This window comes from Microtetraspora malaysiensis, assembly GCF_001528665.1.
GTDB classification, from domain to species: Bacteria; Actinomycetota; Actinomycetes; order Streptosporangiales; family Streptosporangiaceae; genus Microtetraspora_A; species Microtetraspora_A malaysiensis.
Genome location: NZ_BBYJ01000026.1, coordinates 89,298 through 105,527 on the forward strand (window position 1 = coordinate 89,298; position 16,230 = coordinate 105,527).

17 protein-coding genes are annotated in these 16,230 nt (G+C 71.2%); 9 read left to right on the plus strand and 8 right to left on the minus strand.

Annotated features, from left to right (window positions below):
* Nucleotides 1-6: 6 nt before the first annotated feature.
* The gene (locus AWQ71_RS30800) at nt 7-942 is read right to left on the minus strand and encodes a nitroreductase/quinone reductase family protein (RefSeq protein ID WP_245658628.1); all 936 of its coding nucleotides are present in this window, start codon (nt 940-942) and stop codon (nt 7-9) included.
* A gap of 346 nt (nt 943-1,288) precedes the next feature.
* Between AWQ71_RS30800 and AWQ71_RS42080 the strand changes: the two genes are divergently transcribed.
* From AWQ71_RS42080 to AWQ71_RS30830, 6 genes are all read left to right on the plus strand, one after another.
* On the plus strand, nt 1,289-1,738 hold the full coding sequence (locus tag AWQ71_RS42080) for a hypothetical protein (RefSeq protein WP_157570673.1): 450 nt from the start codon (nt 1,289-1,291) through the stop codon (nt 1,736-1,738).
* A 503-nt stretch (nt 1,739-2,241) separates the two neighbouring features.
* A complete protein-coding gene (locus AWQ71_RS42085) occupies nt 2,242-2,448 on the plus strand; it encodes a helix-turn-helix domain-containing protein (protein WP_157570674.1) in 207 nt (68 codons plus the stop codon).
* Nucleotides 2,445-2,702 carry a hypothetical protein gene (locus AWQ71_RS30815; RefSeq protein ID WP_067139623.1) on the plus strand — a complete coding sequence of 86 codons (258 nt, stop codon included), beginning with the start codon at nt 2,445-2,447 and terminating at the stop codon, nt 2,700-2,702. Before AWQ71_RS42085 ends, AWQ71_RS30815 begins: the two co-directional genes overlap by 4 nt.
* A gap of 125 nt (nt 2,703-2,827) precedes the next feature.
* Nucleotides 2,828-3,784 (plus strand): sigma-70 family RNA polymerase sigma factor, encoded by a 957-nt coding sequence (locus AWQ71_RS30820; RefSeq protein ID WP_084259474.1) that lies wholly within the window; start codon nt 2,828-2,830, stop codon nt 3,782-3,784.
* A 57-nt stretch (nt 3,785-3,841) separates the two neighbouring features.
* Nucleotides 3,842-4,621, plus strand: a complete 780-nt coding sequence (locus tag AWQ71_RS30825) for an alpha/beta fold hydrolase (protein WP_067139626.1) — start codon at nt 3,842-3,844, stop codon at nt 4,619-4,621.
* A 122-nt stretch (nt 4,622-4,743) separates the two neighbouring features.
* Nucleotides 4,744-5,904 (plus strand): PP2C family protein-serine/threonine phosphatase, encoded by a 1,161-nt coding sequence (locus AWQ71_RS30830; protein WP_067139629.1) that lies wholly within the window; start codon nt 4,744-4,746, stop codon nt 5,902-5,904.
* Here AWQ71_RS30830 and AWQ71_RS30835 read toward each other — a convergent pair.
* Together AWQ71_RS30835 and AWQ71_RS30840 are read right to left on the minus strand one after the other, a co-directional pair.
* On the minus strand, nt 5,901-8,702 hold the full coding sequence (locus tag AWQ71_RS30835; RefSeq protein ID WP_067139772.1) for a SpoIIE family protein phosphatase: 2,802 nt from the start codon (nt 8,700-8,702) through the stop codon (nt 5,901-5,903). The genes AWQ71_RS30830 and AWQ71_RS30835 overlap by 4 nt on opposite strands.
* Nucleotides 8,703-8,932: 230 nt before the next feature.
* A complete protein-coding gene (locus AWQ71_RS30840; protein ID WP_067139632.1) occupies nt 8,933-9,892 on the minus strand; it encodes a helix-turn-helix transcriptional regulator in 960 nt (319 codons plus the stop codon).
* 142 nt (nt 9,893-10,034) lie between these two features.
* On the opposite strand from AWQ71_RS30840, the gene AWQ71_RS30845 reads away from it, so the two are divergent.
* Complete coding sequence (locus tag AWQ71_RS30845; protein WP_067139635.1) at nt 10,035-10,472, plus strand: VOC family protein; 438 nt, start codon at nt 10,035-10,037, stop codon at nt 10,470-10,472.
* 162 nt (nt 10,473-10,634) lie between these two features.
* Here AWQ71_RS30845 and AWQ71_RS30850 read toward each other — a convergent pair whose 3' ends face one another.
* The 3 genes from AWQ71_RS30850 to AWQ71_RS30860 are packed head-to-tail and all read right to left on the minus strand — an operon-like array spanning nt 10,635 to nt 11,950.
* Nucleotides 10,635-11,048, minus strand: a complete 414-nt coding sequence (locus AWQ71_RS30850) for a spore-associated protein A (RefSeq protein WP_067139638.1) — start codon at nt 11,046-11,048, stop codon at nt 10,635-10,637.
* A gap of 43 nt (nt 11,049-11,091) precedes the next feature.
* Nucleotides 11,092-11,505 carry a spore-associated protein A gene (locus tag AWQ71_RS30855; RefSeq protein WP_084259476.1) on the minus strand — a complete coding sequence of 138 codons (414 nt, stop codon included), beginning with the start codon at nt 11,503-11,505 and terminating at the stop codon, nt 11,092-11,094.
* A 34-nt stretch (nt 11,506-11,539) separates the two neighbouring features.
* Nucleotides 11,540-11,950 carry a spore-associated protein A gene (locus AWQ71_RS30860; RefSeq protein ID WP_067139641.1) on the minus strand — a complete coding sequence of 137 codons (411 nt, stop codon included), beginning with the start codon at nt 11,948-11,950 and terminating at the stop codon, nt 11,540-11,542.
* A gap of 533 nt (nt 11,951-12,483) precedes the next feature.
* Here AWQ71_RS30860 and AWQ71_RS30865 point away from each other — a divergent pair.
* Nucleotides 12,484-13,452, plus strand: coding sequence for an ArsR/SmtB family transcription factor (locus AWQ71_RS30865; protein WP_084259477.1), 969 nt, complete (start codon nt 12,484-12,486; stop codon nt 13,450-13,452).
* On the opposite strand, the gene AWQ71_RS30870 is transcribed toward AWQ71_RS30865, so the two are convergent.
* Nucleotides 13,421-14,206, minus strand: a complete 786-nt coding sequence (locus AWQ71_RS30870; protein WP_157570675.1) for an ABC transporter permease — start codon at nt 14,204-14,206, stop codon at nt 13,421-13,423. The two genes, AWQ71_RS30865 and AWQ71_RS30870, sit on opposite strands and share 32 nt — an antisense overlap.
* Nucleotides 14,203-14,916 carry an ABC transporter ATP-binding protein gene (locus tag AWQ71_RS30875; RefSeq protein ID WP_067139650.1) on the minus strand — a complete coding sequence of 238 codons (714 nt, stop codon included), beginning with the start codon at nt 14,914-14,916 and terminating at the stop codon, nt 14,203-14,205. Before AWQ71_RS30875 ends, AWQ71_RS30870 begins: the two co-directional genes overlap by 4 nt.
* A 162-nt stretch (nt 14,917-15,078) precedes the next feature.
* Here AWQ71_RS30875 and AWQ71_RS30880 point away from each other — a divergent pair, with 162 nt between their 5' ends.
* Nucleotides 15,079-16,227 carry a sensor histidine kinase gene (locus AWQ71_RS30880; RefSeq protein WP_157570676.1) on the plus strand — a complete coding sequence of 383 codons (1,149 nt, stop codon included), beginning with the start codon at nt 15,079-15,081 and terminating at the stop codon, nt 16,225-16,227.
* Nucleotides 16,228-16,230: the final 3 nt, after the last annotated feature.

Here is a 16,230-nt window from a genome sequence, read left to right on the forward strand (position 1 = left end):
CCGCGCTCAGCCGAAACTGGGGGCCGTCGCCGTGGCGTTCAGCGCCTTGACGATCGTGCGTTCCTCGTACTCGAAGTGCGTCTCCAACTGGACGGCCAGGCGTTCCAGTTCGCCGCGCAGCCGGACGGGGTCGCTCTCGCCGGGGACGAACCCGTCGACCAGCCGCCGGATCTCGTCCTGCAGGCGCGCGACCACCACGTGCTCCTGGCCGAGTTCGGTCAACGCCGGGGCGAGGCCCGGGAACTGTTTCGCCAGTATCGGGAACACGGCCATGTCCTCGCCGGTGTGGTGCTTCTTCAGCACACCGCAGAACTCCATGCAGTGCGTGCGCATCTGCTGCGCCAGGTCCGGCTTCGGCCGCTCAAGTGTGGCGGGCTCCGCGCCGGCGATCAGGTCGTCGACCTGGCGGCGCAGGTCGTCGAGCTCCTTGCGCAGCCAGTCGTGGACCTCGACGATCCAGTCGCCCATGCCCTTGACCCGCTCGGCGCCCGGCTCGGGGCCAACCCGGTGCAGCACGACCACGGGGATCACCCGGGTGGTCTTGGCCTGGTAGTCGCCGTAGCCAGGGGCCACCTCGACGACCTTCGCGAAGAGCTTGTCGCGCTCCTCCCCGTCCGGGATGGAGGCGATCGCCTCGTACGTCTCGGTGCCGACCTCAACGGTCACCATGGGGTTCTTCCTGATGTTGTGGTACCAGGCCGGGTGGGTGGGCGCGCCGAACATCGACGCGACCACGAGGGTTTCACCGTCGATCTCGACCTTGGCCAGCGGGCTCGTCCGCGGCTTGCCGGTCTTGGCGCCCGTGGTGGTCAGTAGGAGCAGTTGTGCCCCTTCGAACATCCCACCGACTTTGCCGTTGTTCTCCCGGAACTCCTTGATGACGCTCTGCTGAAAGGCGTCGGCGTCGAAGTCCTTGTACTTTTCGGGCGGTTCCTGGGTCACGCAGTAGTTCCTTCCGGATCAATCCTTTGGATGGATTGGAGGCGGGAGACCACCACGAGCCGACACAAAAAAACCCCACAGGCCGTACTTGCACTGGAGACGCAGCACAGAACCCCCTTTTTGAGGGGTGCCATAACGGCGAGAGAGTCGGAAGACGTGCCGATCTCTGCGGTGGCTTGAAAAGCCGCTACCTCCATGCAGTAGGCCCATACGGGGCTCGCCGCCGAGGCTAACGTAAAGCGTGTCGCCTGTGCAAGGTGTTACCCGTGTGCTCGGTCGACGTGACGCAGGGGAAGTAGTCTACGATCAAGATCAGCATCTCCCCCCGACCCTAAGGATCGCTACCTTGTCCCTCCGCACCAAAATCCAAGCGGGTCTCGCCTGCACAATCATCGCCGCCGCCACGGTCATGACGGCAGCCAGCCCCGCCGCGGCCACCGGCGGAACGTGCGGCTCCGGATACAACTTCCTGAAGTCGTATCCGCTGAAAAGCATCTTCACCAGCACCGTCCCCGGAGATCTCAGCATCTACTACAGTCCTTCCACGGGAAATAATTGCGCCATCACCCGAGTGAGGGCGGCATGGGACGGCAAGGCACAGAATGTGTATGTCTCACTGGGCGACGGCAGGGCCTCGTACGTAGTGGACCCGCCGAGCGGCAGCACCAAGAATTACCACTATTACGCGGGGCCGGTTTACAAATACCTGAAGGGGAAGTGCGTTTATACCGTGGGGTATTTGGAGTATGGCGGATACGAATACTCCGCGCACGCCGATGGGGTTCACTGCGGATAATCCCGGGCTCCTCGACGTAAAGAAGTTGTATTCCGTCGACTGAATCGGGAAAGTCTACGTACGGTCGCGGTTTCGTGTGGGCTCCGGCGCCGGCCGGCACAGGCGACTCCCGACAAGGTCGGGCAGAACGGTGAAGCCACTTCTGCCCGACCTTCCGACCGTCCACCCACGCAAGGGGCCGCACATCTTCGGCGGAGTAGGGCGTCGCGTACGGCGTGGCCGAGGCGACCAGCCGCCCCAAGCGCAGGTCACGCGCGCGCCGCCGACCCCGTCGACCCCGCGCTGTTGGCCCGCTGTATCCGCTTCCGCATCACAGCAGGTCGACCCTGCAGACCCGCGACGCGGGCCTGCCGGGCAGTTGCCGTGAGTCGCACGCACTGCATGGACGAGACTCATGCGGCACTCTCTGTCTCGTGAATGCTATGGCAACGCCGTAGATCCTGCCGCTAATGCGATGGAAGATCGGCATTCTGGATCGTAAATGCGGAATGTATGGTTGGGCAGTGACGACGTTTCGGATCAGCGAGGCCGCGGTGCTGCTCGGGGTCGGCTCCGACACCGTCCGCCGCTGGATGGACGCGGGCCGACTGAATGTCGGGCGTGACCAGCAGGGCCACCGGCAGATCGACGGCGCCACCGTGCTTGTCACCCCCGGCCAACAGATCCGGGCGTCGGTCAAAGCCACCGAGACGCATGCCCACCCGGCATGAAGACGCCGCAGGACGACCACCACGAGTGCAACGCGATCTGTCTCGGCGGTCCCTGCCACGGCATGCTGACCCACATCGATCAGGACATCGGCATCCTGTTCGTCCCTGTGCCTCGGTGCTCGCCCGACGAGCCCGAGACACACGCGCGCTACCGCGTCACCCGCGAACGGGTGAGCTACCACGGCCACGCCGAGCCATACGTTGCCCTGCACTGGGCCGACCCGCACCGCTCGTGCGGTCAGCCGCAGACCTGATCACCAGACCAGAGCCGGATGTCGGTGACCTGGCTGACATGATCGCCTCGCGCCGCGGCATCGAGCGGCGCTTCTCGACACTGAGCCAGGCGGGCATGCCCAGCCGGCACCGGTAGCCTGCGCCCATGGCCATGGGCGACCCGACGGGGACGGATCTCAACCGCTATCGCGGGGAACTGACCGGCTACTGCTACCGGATGCTCGGCTCACCGTTCGAGGCGGAGGACGCGGTGCAGGAGACACTGCTCCGGGCCTGGCGCGGCCTGGCGGCCTACGACGAGCGGCGGGCCTCGCTGCGAACCTGGCTCTACCGCATCGCCACCAACATCTGCCTGGACATCCTCAGGAGCGCCGCGCGCCGGGCCCGCCCCATGGACCTCGGGCCGGCCGCGCAGGGGCCGGATCTGGGCGCGCCGCTGCCCGAACACGCCTGGGTGCAGCCCGCGCCCGACGCGCTCGTCCTGCCGGCCGCCGCCGATCCGGCGGCGGCGGCCGTGGCGCGGGAGACGGTCGGCCTGGCGTTCGTCGCGGCGCTGCAGGTCCTGTCGCCGCGGCAGCGGGCGGTGCTGATCCTGCGTGACGTCCTGTGCTGGCGGGCCGCCGAGGTCGCGACGCTGCTCGGCACGACGGTCGCCGCGGTGAACAGCGCGCTGCAGCGCGCGCGGGCCGCCCTTCCCGCCGGGCCCGCACGCGCCGCCGACCCCGTCGACCCCGCGCTGCTGGCCCGCTATGTGGACGCCTTCGAGCGGTACGACGTGGCGGCGCTGGTCGCGCTGCTGCGCGAGGACGCGACGATGTCGATGCCTCCGTTCGCGTGGTGGCTGCGCGGCAGGGACGCGATCGAGCGGGCGCTGGTCGCCTCGGGTGGGCCGTGCGCGGGGTCCCGGCTGGTGCCCGTGGCGGCCAACGGAACGGCCGCGTTCGGGCACTACCTGCCGGACGGCGCCGGCGGATACCAGAGGTTCGGATTCGTCGTCCTGGAGATCGAGGGCGCACGCGTGGGGTCGACGACCTCCTACCTCGGCGACACCCGGCTGTTCGACCTTTTCGGCCTGCCGGACTCACCTCCCGCGATGAGTTAGGGGCGGCCGCGTCGTACACCCTCCGACCGACCGGTTCAGCGAGAGGAACGATGTCCCATGGCCGACTACATCGAGATCAACGGGATCCCCACCTGGTACGACGAACGGGGGTCCGGCGCCGAGGCCCTGGTGCTGCTGCACGGCGGCTTCAGCGACTCCAGGGACTTCGCCGGCAACCTGGACACGCTCACCGACCGCTTCACCGTCTTCATGCCCGACCGGCGCGGGCACGGACGCACGCCCGACGCGCCCGGGCCGATCACGCTGCCCCTCCTGGTCGAGGACGCGATCGCGTTCTGCGAGTTCGCCGTCAAGAAGACCGGCGGCCGCGTCAACCTCGCCGGATACAGCTTCGGCGGCACGATCGCGCTGGCGGTCGCACTGCGCCGCCCCGACCTGGTGCGCGCACTGGTGTTGATCAGCACGGCGTTCCACCACGAGGGCATGATCATCGCGCCGTCCGGCGACGGGAGCGCGATGCCGGAGCAGGTCGTCGCCGCGTACGCCGAGGTCTCCCCGGACGGGCGGGACCACTTCCCGGTGGTGGCCGCGAAGATCATGGCGGGGATCGCGGCGGAGCCCCTGGCCCTGACCGAGGCCGAGGTGTCCGCGGTCGCGGCCCGCACGCTAGTGATGGCGGCCGACGACGACATCGTCCACCTGGAGCACGTGCTGGCCCTGTATCGGGCGATCCCCGACGCCGAGCTGGCCGTGGTGCCGGGCGCCTCGCACGTGCTCCTGCACGAGAAGCCCGCGCTGTGCGCCCGACTGGTCGGCGATTTCCTCACCCTTCCCGCCGGCCCCACCTACCTGCCCGTCCGCCGCGGGGGCCGATGACGGGTCCGCCCCCCGCGTTCCCTTCCCGTGCTCCCCCGGCGCATCCTGGCAGGAGGAGCGAACCCGGATGGCGGCCACGGCGACGCGGCCGGCCGCCATCCAGCGGATAGGCGGTAACGGCGATGAGCGACGAACGACGATCCGGCGGCGCGGCCGGGAAGCGGGCAGGACGGAGCCTCCTCTCGACGGCCGCGCTCGCGACCTGGCTCGTGGTGCTCTCCGCGATCGTCGTCGTGCTCGACATCGCCACCGGCACCCGCGTGCGATTGGCCCCGCTGCTCGTCTTCCTGCCCGCGTTCGTCGCGGGCGTCGGCACCGTGCGGCAGACCGTGGTGGCGTCCGTGTGGGCGACCGCCATCGTCGGCAGCTCCGCCGTCTATCTCGGCGGGGACCTGTTCGACAACCTGCTCTCGGTGCTCTTCACCGCGGCCTTCGGCGCGCTGAGCATCGTCACCTGCCGGTACCGGATCCACCGCGACGAGGTGGTCGTCCGGCTGCGCTCCGCCGCCGCGGCTCTGCAGCGGCAGCTTCTCCGGCCGCTCCCCCTCATCACCGACCAGATCGCCGTCGAGGGCGTCTACCAGCCGGTCGAGGAGGACAACATGGTCGGCGGGGACGTCTACGAGGTGGCGGCGTCGCCGTACGGGACCCGGGTGCTGATCGCCGACGTCCAGGGCAAGGGACTGCCCGCGCTCGGCGCCGCCTTCGCCGTCCTCGGCGCCTTCCGGGAGGTGGCCCACCGCGAAGCCGCCCTCAGCGTGATCGTCGACGCGCTGGAGCAGGCGGTCGTCCGGCACAACGAATTCGCGGCGGAGACGGGCGAGCCGGAGCGGTTCGTGACCGCCCTCCTGCTCGACATCGACGGCGCGCTCCAGGTGCAGGCCGTCAACTGCGGCCACATCCCCCCGTACCTGCTGCGTGCGGGGCGCGCGGCGGCGGTGGCGCTGCCGGGCACCGGGGTGCCCCTCGGGCTCGCCCGGCTCACGCGGGACCCCCACGTCGTGGAGCGGTTCACCTTCCCCCACGACGCGACCCTCGTCCTCTGCACCGACGGCGTCACCGAGGCCCGGAACGCGGACGGCGACTTCTATCCGCTGCGGGCACGGCTGCGCACGTGGGGGGAGCTTCCGCCGGAGCGGCTCACCGCGACGCTCCGCGCCGACCTGGCCCACTTCACAGGGGGCAACCCCCGGGACGACATCGCCGTGCTGGTCCTGCGCCGCAGGTCCTGGCGACGCCTGACGGTCGACCGCTCCGTGACCCGGCACGCCGAACAGAGCTAACCGGGGGTCACGGCGCCGGCGGGAAGGGGCTGCTCGGTCCAGATGACCTTGCCGTCGGCGGTGTGCCGGGTGCCCCAGCGCTGGGCGAGCTGGGCGACGAGGAACAGGCCGCGTCCCCCCTCGTCCGTGGTGGCGGAGCGCCGCAGGCGCGGTGAGGTGCTGCTGCCGTCGGAGACCTCGCAGATCAGCGTGCGGTCGCGCAGGAGCCGCACCTGGATGGGGCCGCCCGCGTACCGGATGGCGTTGGTGACCAGCTCGCTGATCACCAGCTCCGTGGAGAACGCCAGCTCTTCCAGGTCCCAGTCGGCCAGCTGCCGGGTGACCTCCGTACGTATGCCGGAGACGGCCGCCGGGTCGGCGGGCACGTCCCACTGCGCGACCTGGCCGGCGTTCAGCGCGCGGGTGCGGGCGACGAGCAGGGCGACGTCGTCGCTCGGCTGGGTGGGGAGCAGCGCTTCGACCAGGGCGTCGCAGGTCTCCTCCGGCGAGCGGAGCGGGTCGTGGGTGAGAACGCGTCGCAACCGGTCGAGCGCGACGTCGATGTCGCGGTCGCGGTGCTCGATGAGCCCGTCGGTGTAGAGGATGAGCCGGCTGCCCTCGGGCATCGCGATGTCGACGGTCTCGAACGGCACGCAGCCCAGCCCGAGGGGCGGGCCCGCGGGCACCTCGGGAAGCTCGACGGTGCCGTCGGGGAGGACCAGCGCCGGCGCGGGATGGCCCGCGCGCGCCATGGTGCAGCGTTGCGAGGCCGGGTCGTAGACCGCGTACAGGCAGGTGGCGCCGATGATCCCGGCTCCGCCCGCGCCGTCCGGGTCCTCGTCCAGGTCGAGCCGGCCGACGAGGTCGTCGAGATGGGCGAGCACCTCGTCCACGGGCAGGTCGAGGTCGGAGAAGTTCTGGACGGCGGTGCGCAGGCGGCCCATCGTGGCGGAGGCGTGCAGGCCGTGGCCGACGACGTCGCCGACGACCAGCGCCACGCGGGCGCCCGAGAGCGGGATGATGTCGAACCAGTCCCCGCCCACGCCGGCCTGCGCGGGCAGGTAGCGGTGCGCGGCCTCGACGGCGTTCTGCTCGGGCAGGCCGTGCGGGAGCAGGCTGCGCTGCAGGGTCAGGGCCGTCGCGCGTTCGAGCGTGAACCGGCGGGCGTTGTCGATGCACACGGCGGCCCGGCCGGACAGCTCCTCGGCGAGGGACAGGTCGTCGCCTTCGAAGGGCCCCCGGTGCTCCAGCCGGTAGAAGGTCGCCACGCCCAGGACGACGCCCCGGGCGAGCAGGGGGACGGCGATGGCGGAGTGGATCCCCGACGCGCGGACCTTCTGGGCGCGCCCGGGATCCTCGGGCATCCACGTGGACGCGGGGGTCGGCAGCGGTGAGAGCACGGACTGCCCGGTGGCCAGGCACCGTGCCTGCGGCGTCGCCGGGACGAACGTGACCAGATGGCCCACCGGGTACAGCTGCGAGTCCCCGTTGACGGCGCCGAGCGCCACCCGGCGCATCGCCGCTCCGTTCACGCTGGTCGGCTCCTCCCCCATCAGCACGACGTCCGGCAGATCGACGGTGACGAAGTCCGCGAGCCGCGGGATCGCGACCTCGGTCAACTCCTCGGCGGTCCGGGTCACATCGAGCGTGGTACCGATGCGGACGCCGGCTTCGGTGAGCAGCTCAAGACGCTGCCGCGCCAGCAGGGCGAGCCGGCCGACCCCCGGCTCGCCCACCGCGATCAGGCACTCGTCGGTGACACTGGGCGGCTCGGCGACGGTGGTCTGGGTGGAGGAGGCGGTCCAGGCGGAGGGAGCGGTCGCGCGCGGCGCCGGCAGGGTGATCGCGTTCGGGAGCCGCTCGTACGGCGTGGCGGAGCGAGCGGTGGCGAGGCGACGCAGCCCGCCGCCGGGCAGGACCGCCTCGACGGCGATGCCGGTCTCCCCGGAGGAGCACGTCACCGGCCGGCTCAGGAGCGTCGCCGCCCGGCCGTTCGGGAGCGCCACCTCGACGACGGCCGCGTGCCCCAAGGAGATCAGCTCCGCGGCCTTCTCCTCCAGGATGAGCCGGTCGCCGCGGCCCAGCGGGTCGCCGCCGGGTGCTCCCAGGCCGGCGGGCTCGCCCGCGTCCGGCAGCAGGAGGGCGGCCGCCCGGTCGCCGCGCGCCGCGAGGCGGGCCTGAACGAACGTCTGGAGCAGCGCCCGCTCGCGCTCCGCGGTCTGCTCCAGCAGGCGCCGCTCGATGTCGCGGGCCGCCTCGCGGACGAGGGCCGTCATCAAGGGGTCGGCGTCCTCACGCAGGCAGGTCAGGTCCAGCAGACCCCGGCTCTGGCCGCTAAGGGGGTCGCGGACGGGGACGGCCGCGCAGCTGAACACCTGCAGGGACTCGACGAAGTGCTCGCGTCCGTGGACGAAGGCGGGCCCCCGTTCGACCAGCGCGGTGCCGATGCCGTTGGTGCCGGCGATCTCCTCGGCGTACGCGAATCCGGGCGCGATCTCCCGCTCGTCGAGAACCTTCCGCAACGACGGATCGTCCACGCGCCGCCTGACTATCCGCGCCTGCTCGTCGCAGACGATAACGCTCATCCGCATGCTGCGGAGCGCGGAATTCAGCCGGTCGAGCACGGGACCGGCGGCGCGAATGAGATCGCTTTCCAGATCCAGGTCCTGGTGGTACGGAACGGCGATGCGATCGGCCGGAATGCCCAGGTTCTGACAGCGCTGCCACGAGGTCAGCACCGATGCCCGCACGCCCGCGCCGACCGGTCTGCCTGTGAGGAGGCGTTCGCGGGCGTCGGCGAGGGCATCGTTGTCACTCAATCCGGCCGGCACGTCGACCACTCCCCCCGATGTGGCGAATTCGGCTATTCCATGGAGACAGGACAGCATTTAGCCGATTCAGCGCATTAGTGAAGCTTATTAACGCTCCGCAAAGTCAGGGGAGATTCCCGCTCTTGATTTCATCCGTTTGGGCAAAATCGGCTCCGGCCGTACCGGAGCGGCGGCCGGAGGACCGGACCCGGCAGGCCGGGCGCGTCAGGCCGGGCGCGTCAGCCGGTCCCGGCCATCGCCGCGAGGCGGCCGGCAAGTAGGGCGGCGGCCTCCCGCAGCTCCGGAGGCTCCAGCACCTCCGCCTCGAAGCCCAGCCCGGCCACGCGAATGGCGAGCCAGTTCAGGTCCTCTCCGCCGACGACGAGCACGCACCACCCGTCGCGATCGCCCTCGACCCGCCCCACCTGGGGCGGCACCAGCTCCCGCACCCGCTCGGGCCGGGCGCGCACCCGCACCCGGGCGAGATACCGGTACGGCGCCTCGGTCACGGACCGCTGCACGTAGGCGACCGGGTCCGGATGCTCCGTGGTCCGGAAACGCCAGGTCGTCGCCGCCACATCACGCATCCGGTCCAGCCGGAAGGTGCGCCAGTCGTCGCGGTCGACGTCCCGGGCCATCAAATACCAGCGGCGGCCGGTGGTGACCATCCGCACCGGCTCGACCGTCCGCTCGCGCTCCTCGCCGCCGCGGCCGGCGTACCGGAACCGCACCCGCACGGCGTCGCGGCAGGCCCGCGCGAGCGTCATCAGCAGCTCCGCGTCGATCTCGACCCCGGGGCCGACAAGGGTCTCGGTGGCGCCGTACACCGCCCGCACCTCGGCGCGCAGCCGGGGCGGCATCACCTGGTCGAGCTTCGCGAGCGCCCGCAGTGCCGCCTCGCCCGCCCCGGCAACCGTGCCCCCCGCCGCCAGCCGCAGGGACACCGCCGTCGCGATCGCCTCCTCGTCGTCGAAGAGCAGCGGCGGCAGCCGGGTGCCCGCGCCGAGCTGGTAGCCGCCGCCGACACCCGCCATCGCGTGCACGGGGTAGCCGAGCGCGCGCAGCCGCTCCACGTCGCGGCGCACACAGCGGTCGGTGACCCCCAGCTCGGCGGCCAGCTCGGCGGCGGTCCAGGACGGCCGGCGCTGCAGCAGCGCCAGCAACCGCAACACCCGCTCGGTGGTCCCCTCGACAGTCACGCGTTCATCGTTTCACAATCGCGGAACGATCCTGTCCGCTATAGGCGGCAGGCTGGCACCATGACCGACCGGACCTGGAACCCCATGCTCCGCGACCTTCACCCGCATACCCGCAAGCAGATCCGTCAGGAGGCGAGCTGAAATGGCCCGCGACATCCAGATCACTTTCGACTGCGCCGACCCGGCCGGGTTGGCGGCCTTCTGGGCCGAGGCCCTCGGCTACCGGCTGCAGGACCCGCCCGAGGGCTTCGAGTCGTGGGAGCAGGCCATGGACGCGATGGGCCTGCCGCCCGAGCGCCGCAACGACGCCTCGGCGGTGGTCGACCCCGAGGGTTCGGGGCCGCGGCTGTTCTTCCAGCGGGTGCCGGAGGGCAAGCAGGCCAAGAACCGTGTGCACCTCGACGTACGAGCCGCCCCGGGACTCGTGGGCGACGCGCGGATGGCGGCCCTGGAGGCGGAGGCCCAGCGGCTCGTCTCCCACGGCGCCACCCGGCTTCAGCGCCACGAGCCCGCTCCCCCGCTCGGCGCCGGTCACATCGTGATGGCCGACCCTGAGGGCAACGAGTTCTGCCTCGACTGATCAGCCGTCCGGCGGGGGCGGCGACACCACCACCGCCCCCATGAGGCGGCGGCCCCCGCGTGGAGATCACGCGGGGGCCGCCGTCGTCCTGGCCGGCCGCGAGGGGCGTGCCCGACAGATGCCGCGCACGGCAGGGCGCGAATTGTCAGGAACGCCCCGGGGTCAGCCGCAGTTCGTCTTGCGCTTGCCGCCCTCCGTACCGGAGATGCGACCCATCCAGTCCACGCACTTGCCGGACGCGGACAGGTAGATCGGACCGGCGTAGCTCGTGTAGTAGCCGCCGTCGTAGACGTCCCAGTGATTTCCGGCGGGATTGACCGACAGGCCGGCCTCGACGAGGACGGCCGAGCCGGCCGAGTTCCGCTTGGCCACCACGCAGTTCTTGCCGGTGGCGGAGCTGTACGTCAGGAACACCGTCCCCTTGGTGCCGATCGCGGCGGAGTTGACGACCGAGTAGCCGCTTCCGCACTCGTTTCCGTACGTCGCCGCGGAGGCGGGGGAGGCCGTGGCCATCGCCCCGACGAGCGCGGTTACCGCGACCGCCGCCGCGGCGGCCGCCTTCTTCACGGGCGTCATATGGGTTGTCCCTCTTCCTGTCGCTTCGGGTTCTTCATCCGGATCAACCGCAGTTGGTGCCCTTCTTGTACTGGGTGGCCGTGCCGATGGTGCCGCCCCAGTCGACGCACGAGCCCGCCGCCGACACGTAGATGGGGCCGGCGAAGCTGGTGTAGTTGCCGCTGTCCTTGATCCAGGTGGAGCTGGAGGACTTCTTGAGGTAGGCCTCCACCAGCGTGGCCGTCCCCGAGGTGGTCCGGACGGTCACCACGCAGTTCTTGCCGGTGGCGGAGCTGTAGGTCAGGAACACCGTCCCCCGGCTGTCGGGGAGGTGGAAGGAGTTGACGACGGAGTAGCCGCTTCCGCACTGGCCACCGTAGGTGGCGGCGGACGCAGGGAGGGCCATGGTCATCGACCCGGCGACGGCGGCAGCGGCGGCGGCGCCGATCAGCGCGGTCTTCAGAAGCAGTTTCTGCATGGTCGTCCTCTGATGCCTCTCGATGGATCGGGGGTCAGCCGCAGTTGGTGTTCTCTCCACCGGCGTAGGTGCCGCTGATGGCGCCGCCCCAGGTGACACAGGAGCCCTTGGCGGACCGGTAGACCGGCCCGGCGTAGGAGGTGTACGACCCCTCGTCCATGGCGTACCAGGCCGGGTCGGACGACTTGGCGATGGCCGCCATCATCGGAACGGCGGAACCGGTGCTGTTGCGGACCGTGACGACGCAGTTGTAGCCGTTGGAGTTGTTGTAGGTCAGGAAAACGGTGCCCTTGCCGCTGATGGTCTTCTGGTTGACGACGGAGTAGCCGCTTCCGCACTGGCTGCCGTACGTCGCCGCGGAGGCGGGGGTCGCGATGGCCAGTGTCCCGGCGGCGATCGCGAGCGCGGCAATGCCTGTCGCGGTGATCCTCTTCGAGATGCGCATGATCCGCTCTTCCTGTCACCGGTGCGGCTCCCCTGCGGAACCGCACCGGAGACGCTACGGAGCGGTAGGAAGACCCGGAAGGCGGCCGGCCGGTGTTTCGGCTGAGACCGAAAGATGAGACCGGTCCCGATTCAGCCCCCGCGTCCGGCCCGCGGGGCGCGGGCACGAAAGAGCGTTGAGCCTATCGACATCACGATCACCTAACGGCATAATGATCTACGCAAGTCAGGAGGAGTTGGTGCGCATTGTCAAGTGCTTGACCGGCGGTTTCTCGGGGTGATCGGCTCGGTCGGCCGATCTTCCGCGCGGCGGCGCTCTCACCGGTGACCCTCCTGTGCGTCCCAGCTCTGCCCGGACGCCGGCGGGCGCGCCTCACCATCCGCGCAGAAGACCCGCGATCATGGATCGCCATTTCAGGACTTGGCCCACTTCCTTCTCATCGGGGCAACAGCGGGATGGAATGCCAGATGCTACGCGTCCATTTTTCTGCGCAGGATTGGGAACGGCTCCGCGTCGTTTCGAGGCCCGACCCCATGTGGGAGCTCGTCCTCAGCCTTTACATGCTGGGAGAGGCATCCGATGAAATCGTCTTCGGGCAGTGGAGGCAGCGGGTCCTGTCCCGGCTGAAGCCGGAGTCCCGGATGCTCCTCGACCTGGTGCCACCCCAGGGATACGCCCCGGACTTCCTCAGCCCGCCGGTGGGGGGCGAGGACCCTGGCGACGGGATCGACGCCGTCCTGAACACCCCGCGGCAGCGTATCGGCGAGGAGCTCGACCGGAGGTTCGACGCCGGTCCGCGACCGGAGTGGTCCGGCGCGCTGGCGCGCAAGGAAGGCCGTGCCGTACGAGCTCTGGGCAGGTCGATGCGCGCCTACTTCGACATCGCGCTTCGCCCGTACTGGGGCTACATCTCCCAGGTCGCCGAGCACAGCGCCACATCGATCGGCGATGCGGCGGAGGGACCGGTGGCGCCGATCCTCCGGCTCAGGGACCTGCCCGCGGCCCGGCGGACCTGCCGTACGACCGTGGAACTGGAGTACGCGCAGGAGCGGGAGCTCGACCTTCGGGGCCGGGGCCTGGTGCTCATCCCCGCGTTCTTCTGCGCCGTCAACCCGGTGACCTTCTACGACCCCTCCCTGCCGCCGGTGCTCCTGTACCCGGTCGGCCACCGCCCGATGTCGTTCCTGGCCCGCGCCGCCCAGTCGGCGGGGCCGAGTGAGGGGGTCCTCCAGCGTCTGTTCGGACGCACCCGCGCCATGGTCCTGCGGACATTGGAGGGAAGAGTCCACACGACGGGCGAGATCGCGCGCATCCTCGGCATCTCACCCGCCTCGGCCAGCGAGCACGCCTCCCTCCTGCGCGACGCCGGGCTCGTGTCCAGCGAGCGCCGCGGCAACCGGGTCTGCCACCGGCTCACGCCGCTCGGGCTGGAGTTCCTCCACGGCCCCGTGGCCGGCTCGACCTCTGAGTTCAGGTCACCTCTCTGCGGACCGCGCGCCTGAGACCCGCCGCCGTCGGCGCGGCGATCCAGAAGGCCACGGACACGGCCAGCCGGGCGAGATCACCGCCCGTCATGTCCGCGGACGCGAGGGGTGCGGCGGTGGCGTTCAGATCGAGCCACCCGGCCAGAACCTCCCCGGATGTGCCGAGCCTCGCGACGATCCCCCACATCACCGGGCCGGCGACGCAGACGACGATCGCCGCCGGGGCGTTCATGAGCAGCATGCCCAGGGCGAGCCCTTCCGCGACCACGAGGACGTTCGCCCCGGTCCAGCCCAGCAGGACAAGCGGTGAGATGTCCCAGGTCGCCGGGACATGCCGGACCTCGGCAACGATCACCGTGACGAGCACCGCCGCCAGCAGCGCGAGCAGCGACGCGGCCACCGCGGCGATCAGCGGCGGCAGGCACTTGGCCGCCAGCACACGCATCCGCCGGGGTTCCAGGGCGAACGTGGTCAGGGCGGTGTGATGGGTCCACTCGGCGGTCACCGTGAGAATGCCGAGCACCGGGAGCAGCGTGCCGAGCCCGATGCCCGCCGTACCCAGCACGGTGAGCGCGCGGGGACCGACGACGACGCCGCGCGCCACAACCGACGCCACCGTCAGGCCGACCAGGAGTGCGGCGAGGATCAGGCCGCTGCGGGTGTCGACGAGCTTGCGCGCCTCCACGGCCACGAGGCGCCGGAACGGGGCCCGCGCCCCGGCCGCGACCGGCGCGCCGCCGCCCTCGGTGACAGGGACCATGTGCTCGCTCATGCCACGCTCCGGTCGGCGCCGGCGGTCAGGTCGAAGAAGGTCTGCTCCAGGGTCCGGCCCCGGTTCAGCTCGTCCATCGTGCCCTGGGCGAGCACCCGGCCGCGGCCGACGACCACGACCCGGTCGGCGACCTCCTCGGCCTCGTGCAGCAGATGGGAGCTGAGGAGCACCGCGCATCCGGAGTCGGCGAGGCCGCGGAGCAGCCCGCGCATCCATCGCATGCCCTGGGGGTCCAGTCCGTTGCCGGGTTCGTCCAGGACCAGCACGCCGGGCCGGCCGAGGAGGGCGTGCGCGACGCCGAGCCGTTGCCGCATGCCCAGGGAGTAGCCCTTGACGACGCGCCGGCTCTCCCGGTGCGTCAGCCCGACCAGGTCGAGGACCTCGTCGACCCGCCGCCTGGGCAGGCCGAGCGTCATCGCACCCAGAGTGAGGGATTCCCGCCCGGTGCGTCCCGGGTGGTACGCGTTCGGGGCGAACATCGTGCCCACCCGATGGGCCGGGCCGTCCAGCTCGGCGTAGGCGCGGCCGAACACGGTGGCCGATCCCGATGTCGCACGGGACAGCCCGACCAGGATGCGCAGCGCCGTCGACTTTCCGGCGCCGTTGGGGCCGAGGAAGGCGGTGACGCTGCCCGCCCCAACGGTGAAGGACACGTCGTCGAGCGCCTTCACCTCTTTGTAGACCTTGCTGACATGGTTGAACTCGATCACCCGTCCAGTCCAGCGGAGAGGGCGTCACCCGTCATCGGCCCCGGGGCGTGCCCTCCCCGTCCCCGAGGCCGGTTCCGACCGCGCCGATCTCGACCTGCGGCCATGGTGATGTCGACCATGGTCGCTGACGCGCCGGCCCCCGGGCTTCATAGGCTGTGGCGCGTGCATGACCGTACGGACGACCAGCCACCCCTGGACCGGACGGATGTCGCGCTGCGCTATCTCTGCGCCGTGGTCCCGATGCTGTTCTACGGCGTCATCCTGGCCTGGCTCGTCCTCCGGGAGCCCGACCGGCTCCTGCCGGCCGCGGCCGACGTGGCGATGGGAGTGGCCGGGCTGGTCCTGATGCGCCGGCGACGACACCGGCCCTTGCCGGTCGCGCTGGCGACCGCCCTGCTCACCGTGTTCTCGACCACGGCGGCCGGCCCGGCCCAGGTCGCGTACGTGTCCCTGTGCACGCACCGGCGCCCGCGCCAGATCGTCCTGGCCGCCGCCGTCTCGTGGCTGTGCCTGGCGGGGCAGGCCGCCTGGTACGGCATCGGCCAGGCGGCCGTCGTCTCCGTGACGACCGGGACCGTCCTCCTCGGCGGGCTGACGGTCTTCGGCCTGTACCTGCGCGGACGGCGCGATCTCGCCGCATCGCAGCGGGAGGCGGCGCTGGCGGCGGAGCGCGAGCAGCTCCACCGGATCGAGCAGGCCAGGTTCGCGGAACGGGCCAAGATCGCGCAGGAGATGCACGACGTCCTGGCCCACCGCGTCTCACTGCTGTCGATGCTCGCGGGCGGCCTGGCGTACCGGACGGACCTCGGCCCCGAGGAGACCCGCAGGATCGCGCTGGCGATTCAGGAGAACGCGCACCAGTCGTTGAACGAACTGCGGGCCGTGCTCGGCGCGCTCCGGCGCGACAGCGCCGTGGAGGCGCCGCAGCCGACCCTGTCCCGGGTGGGCGACCTGTTCGACGAGGTACGCGCCGCCGGGCAGCACGTCGAGGTGGACGACGGCGTCCGCGACGCCGACCTGCTGCCGGCCCCCACCGCCCGGCACGCGTACCGGATCGTGCAGGAGGCCCTGACCAACGCGCGCAAGCACGCGCCGGGCAGCCCCGTGACGGCCCGGCTGCACGGGCGGCCGGGGCGCGGCCTGCACATCCGGGTGAGCAATCCGGTGCCACCGGGGACGTCGGCGGGCCCCGGAAGCAGGCTGGGCCTGGTCGGGCTGGCGGAACGGGCCCAGATGGCCGGAGGCACCATCAGCCATGCCGTCCGGGACGGACGCTTCGTGCTCGACGTACGGCTGCCGTGGGAGGTATGACGC

Bases quoted from the DNA above. Each gene is read 5' to 3' on its own strand.
- AWQ71_RS30815 (WP_067139623.1), top strand. From the start codon at position 2,445: ATGAAGACGCCGCAGGACGACCACCACGAGTGCAACGCGATCTGTCTC.
- AWQ71_RS30820 (WP_084259474.1), top strand. From the start codon at position 2,828: ATGGCCATGGGCGACCCGACGGGGACGGATCTCAACCGCTATCGCGGG.
- AWQ71_RS30825 (WP_067139626.1), top strand. From the start codon at position 3,842: ATGGCCGACTACATCGAGATCAACGGGATCCCCACCTGGTACGACGAA.
- AWQ71_RS30830 (WP_067139629.1), top strand. From the start codon at position 4,744: ATGAGCGACGAACGACGATCCGGCGGCGCGGCCGGGAAGCGGGCAGGA.
- AWQ71_RS30845 (WP_067139635.1), top strand. From the start codon at position 10,035: ATGGCCCGCGACATCCAGATCACTTTCGACTGCGCCGACCCGGCCGGG.
- AWQ71_RS30850 (WP_067139638.1), bottom strand. From the start codon at position 11,048: ATGACGCCCGTGAAGAAGGCGGCCGCCGCGGCGGCGGTCGCGGTAACC.
- AWQ71_RS30855 (WP_084259476.1), bottom strand. From the start codon at position 11,505: ATGCAGAAACTGCTTCTGAAGACCGCGCTGATCGGCGCCGCCGCCGCT.
- AWQ71_RS30860 (WP_067139641.1), bottom strand. From the start codon at position 11,950: ATGCGCATCTCGAAGAGGATCACCGCGACAGGCATTGCCGCGCTCGCG.
- AWQ71_RS30865 (WP_084259477.1), top strand. From the start codon at position 12,484: ATGTGGGAGCTCGTCCTCAGCCTTTACATGCTGGGAGAGGCATCCGAT.
- AWQ71_RS30870 (WP_157570675.1), bottom strand. From the start codon at position 14,206: ATGAGCGAGCACATGGTCCCTGTCACCGAGGGCGGCGGCGCGCCGGTC.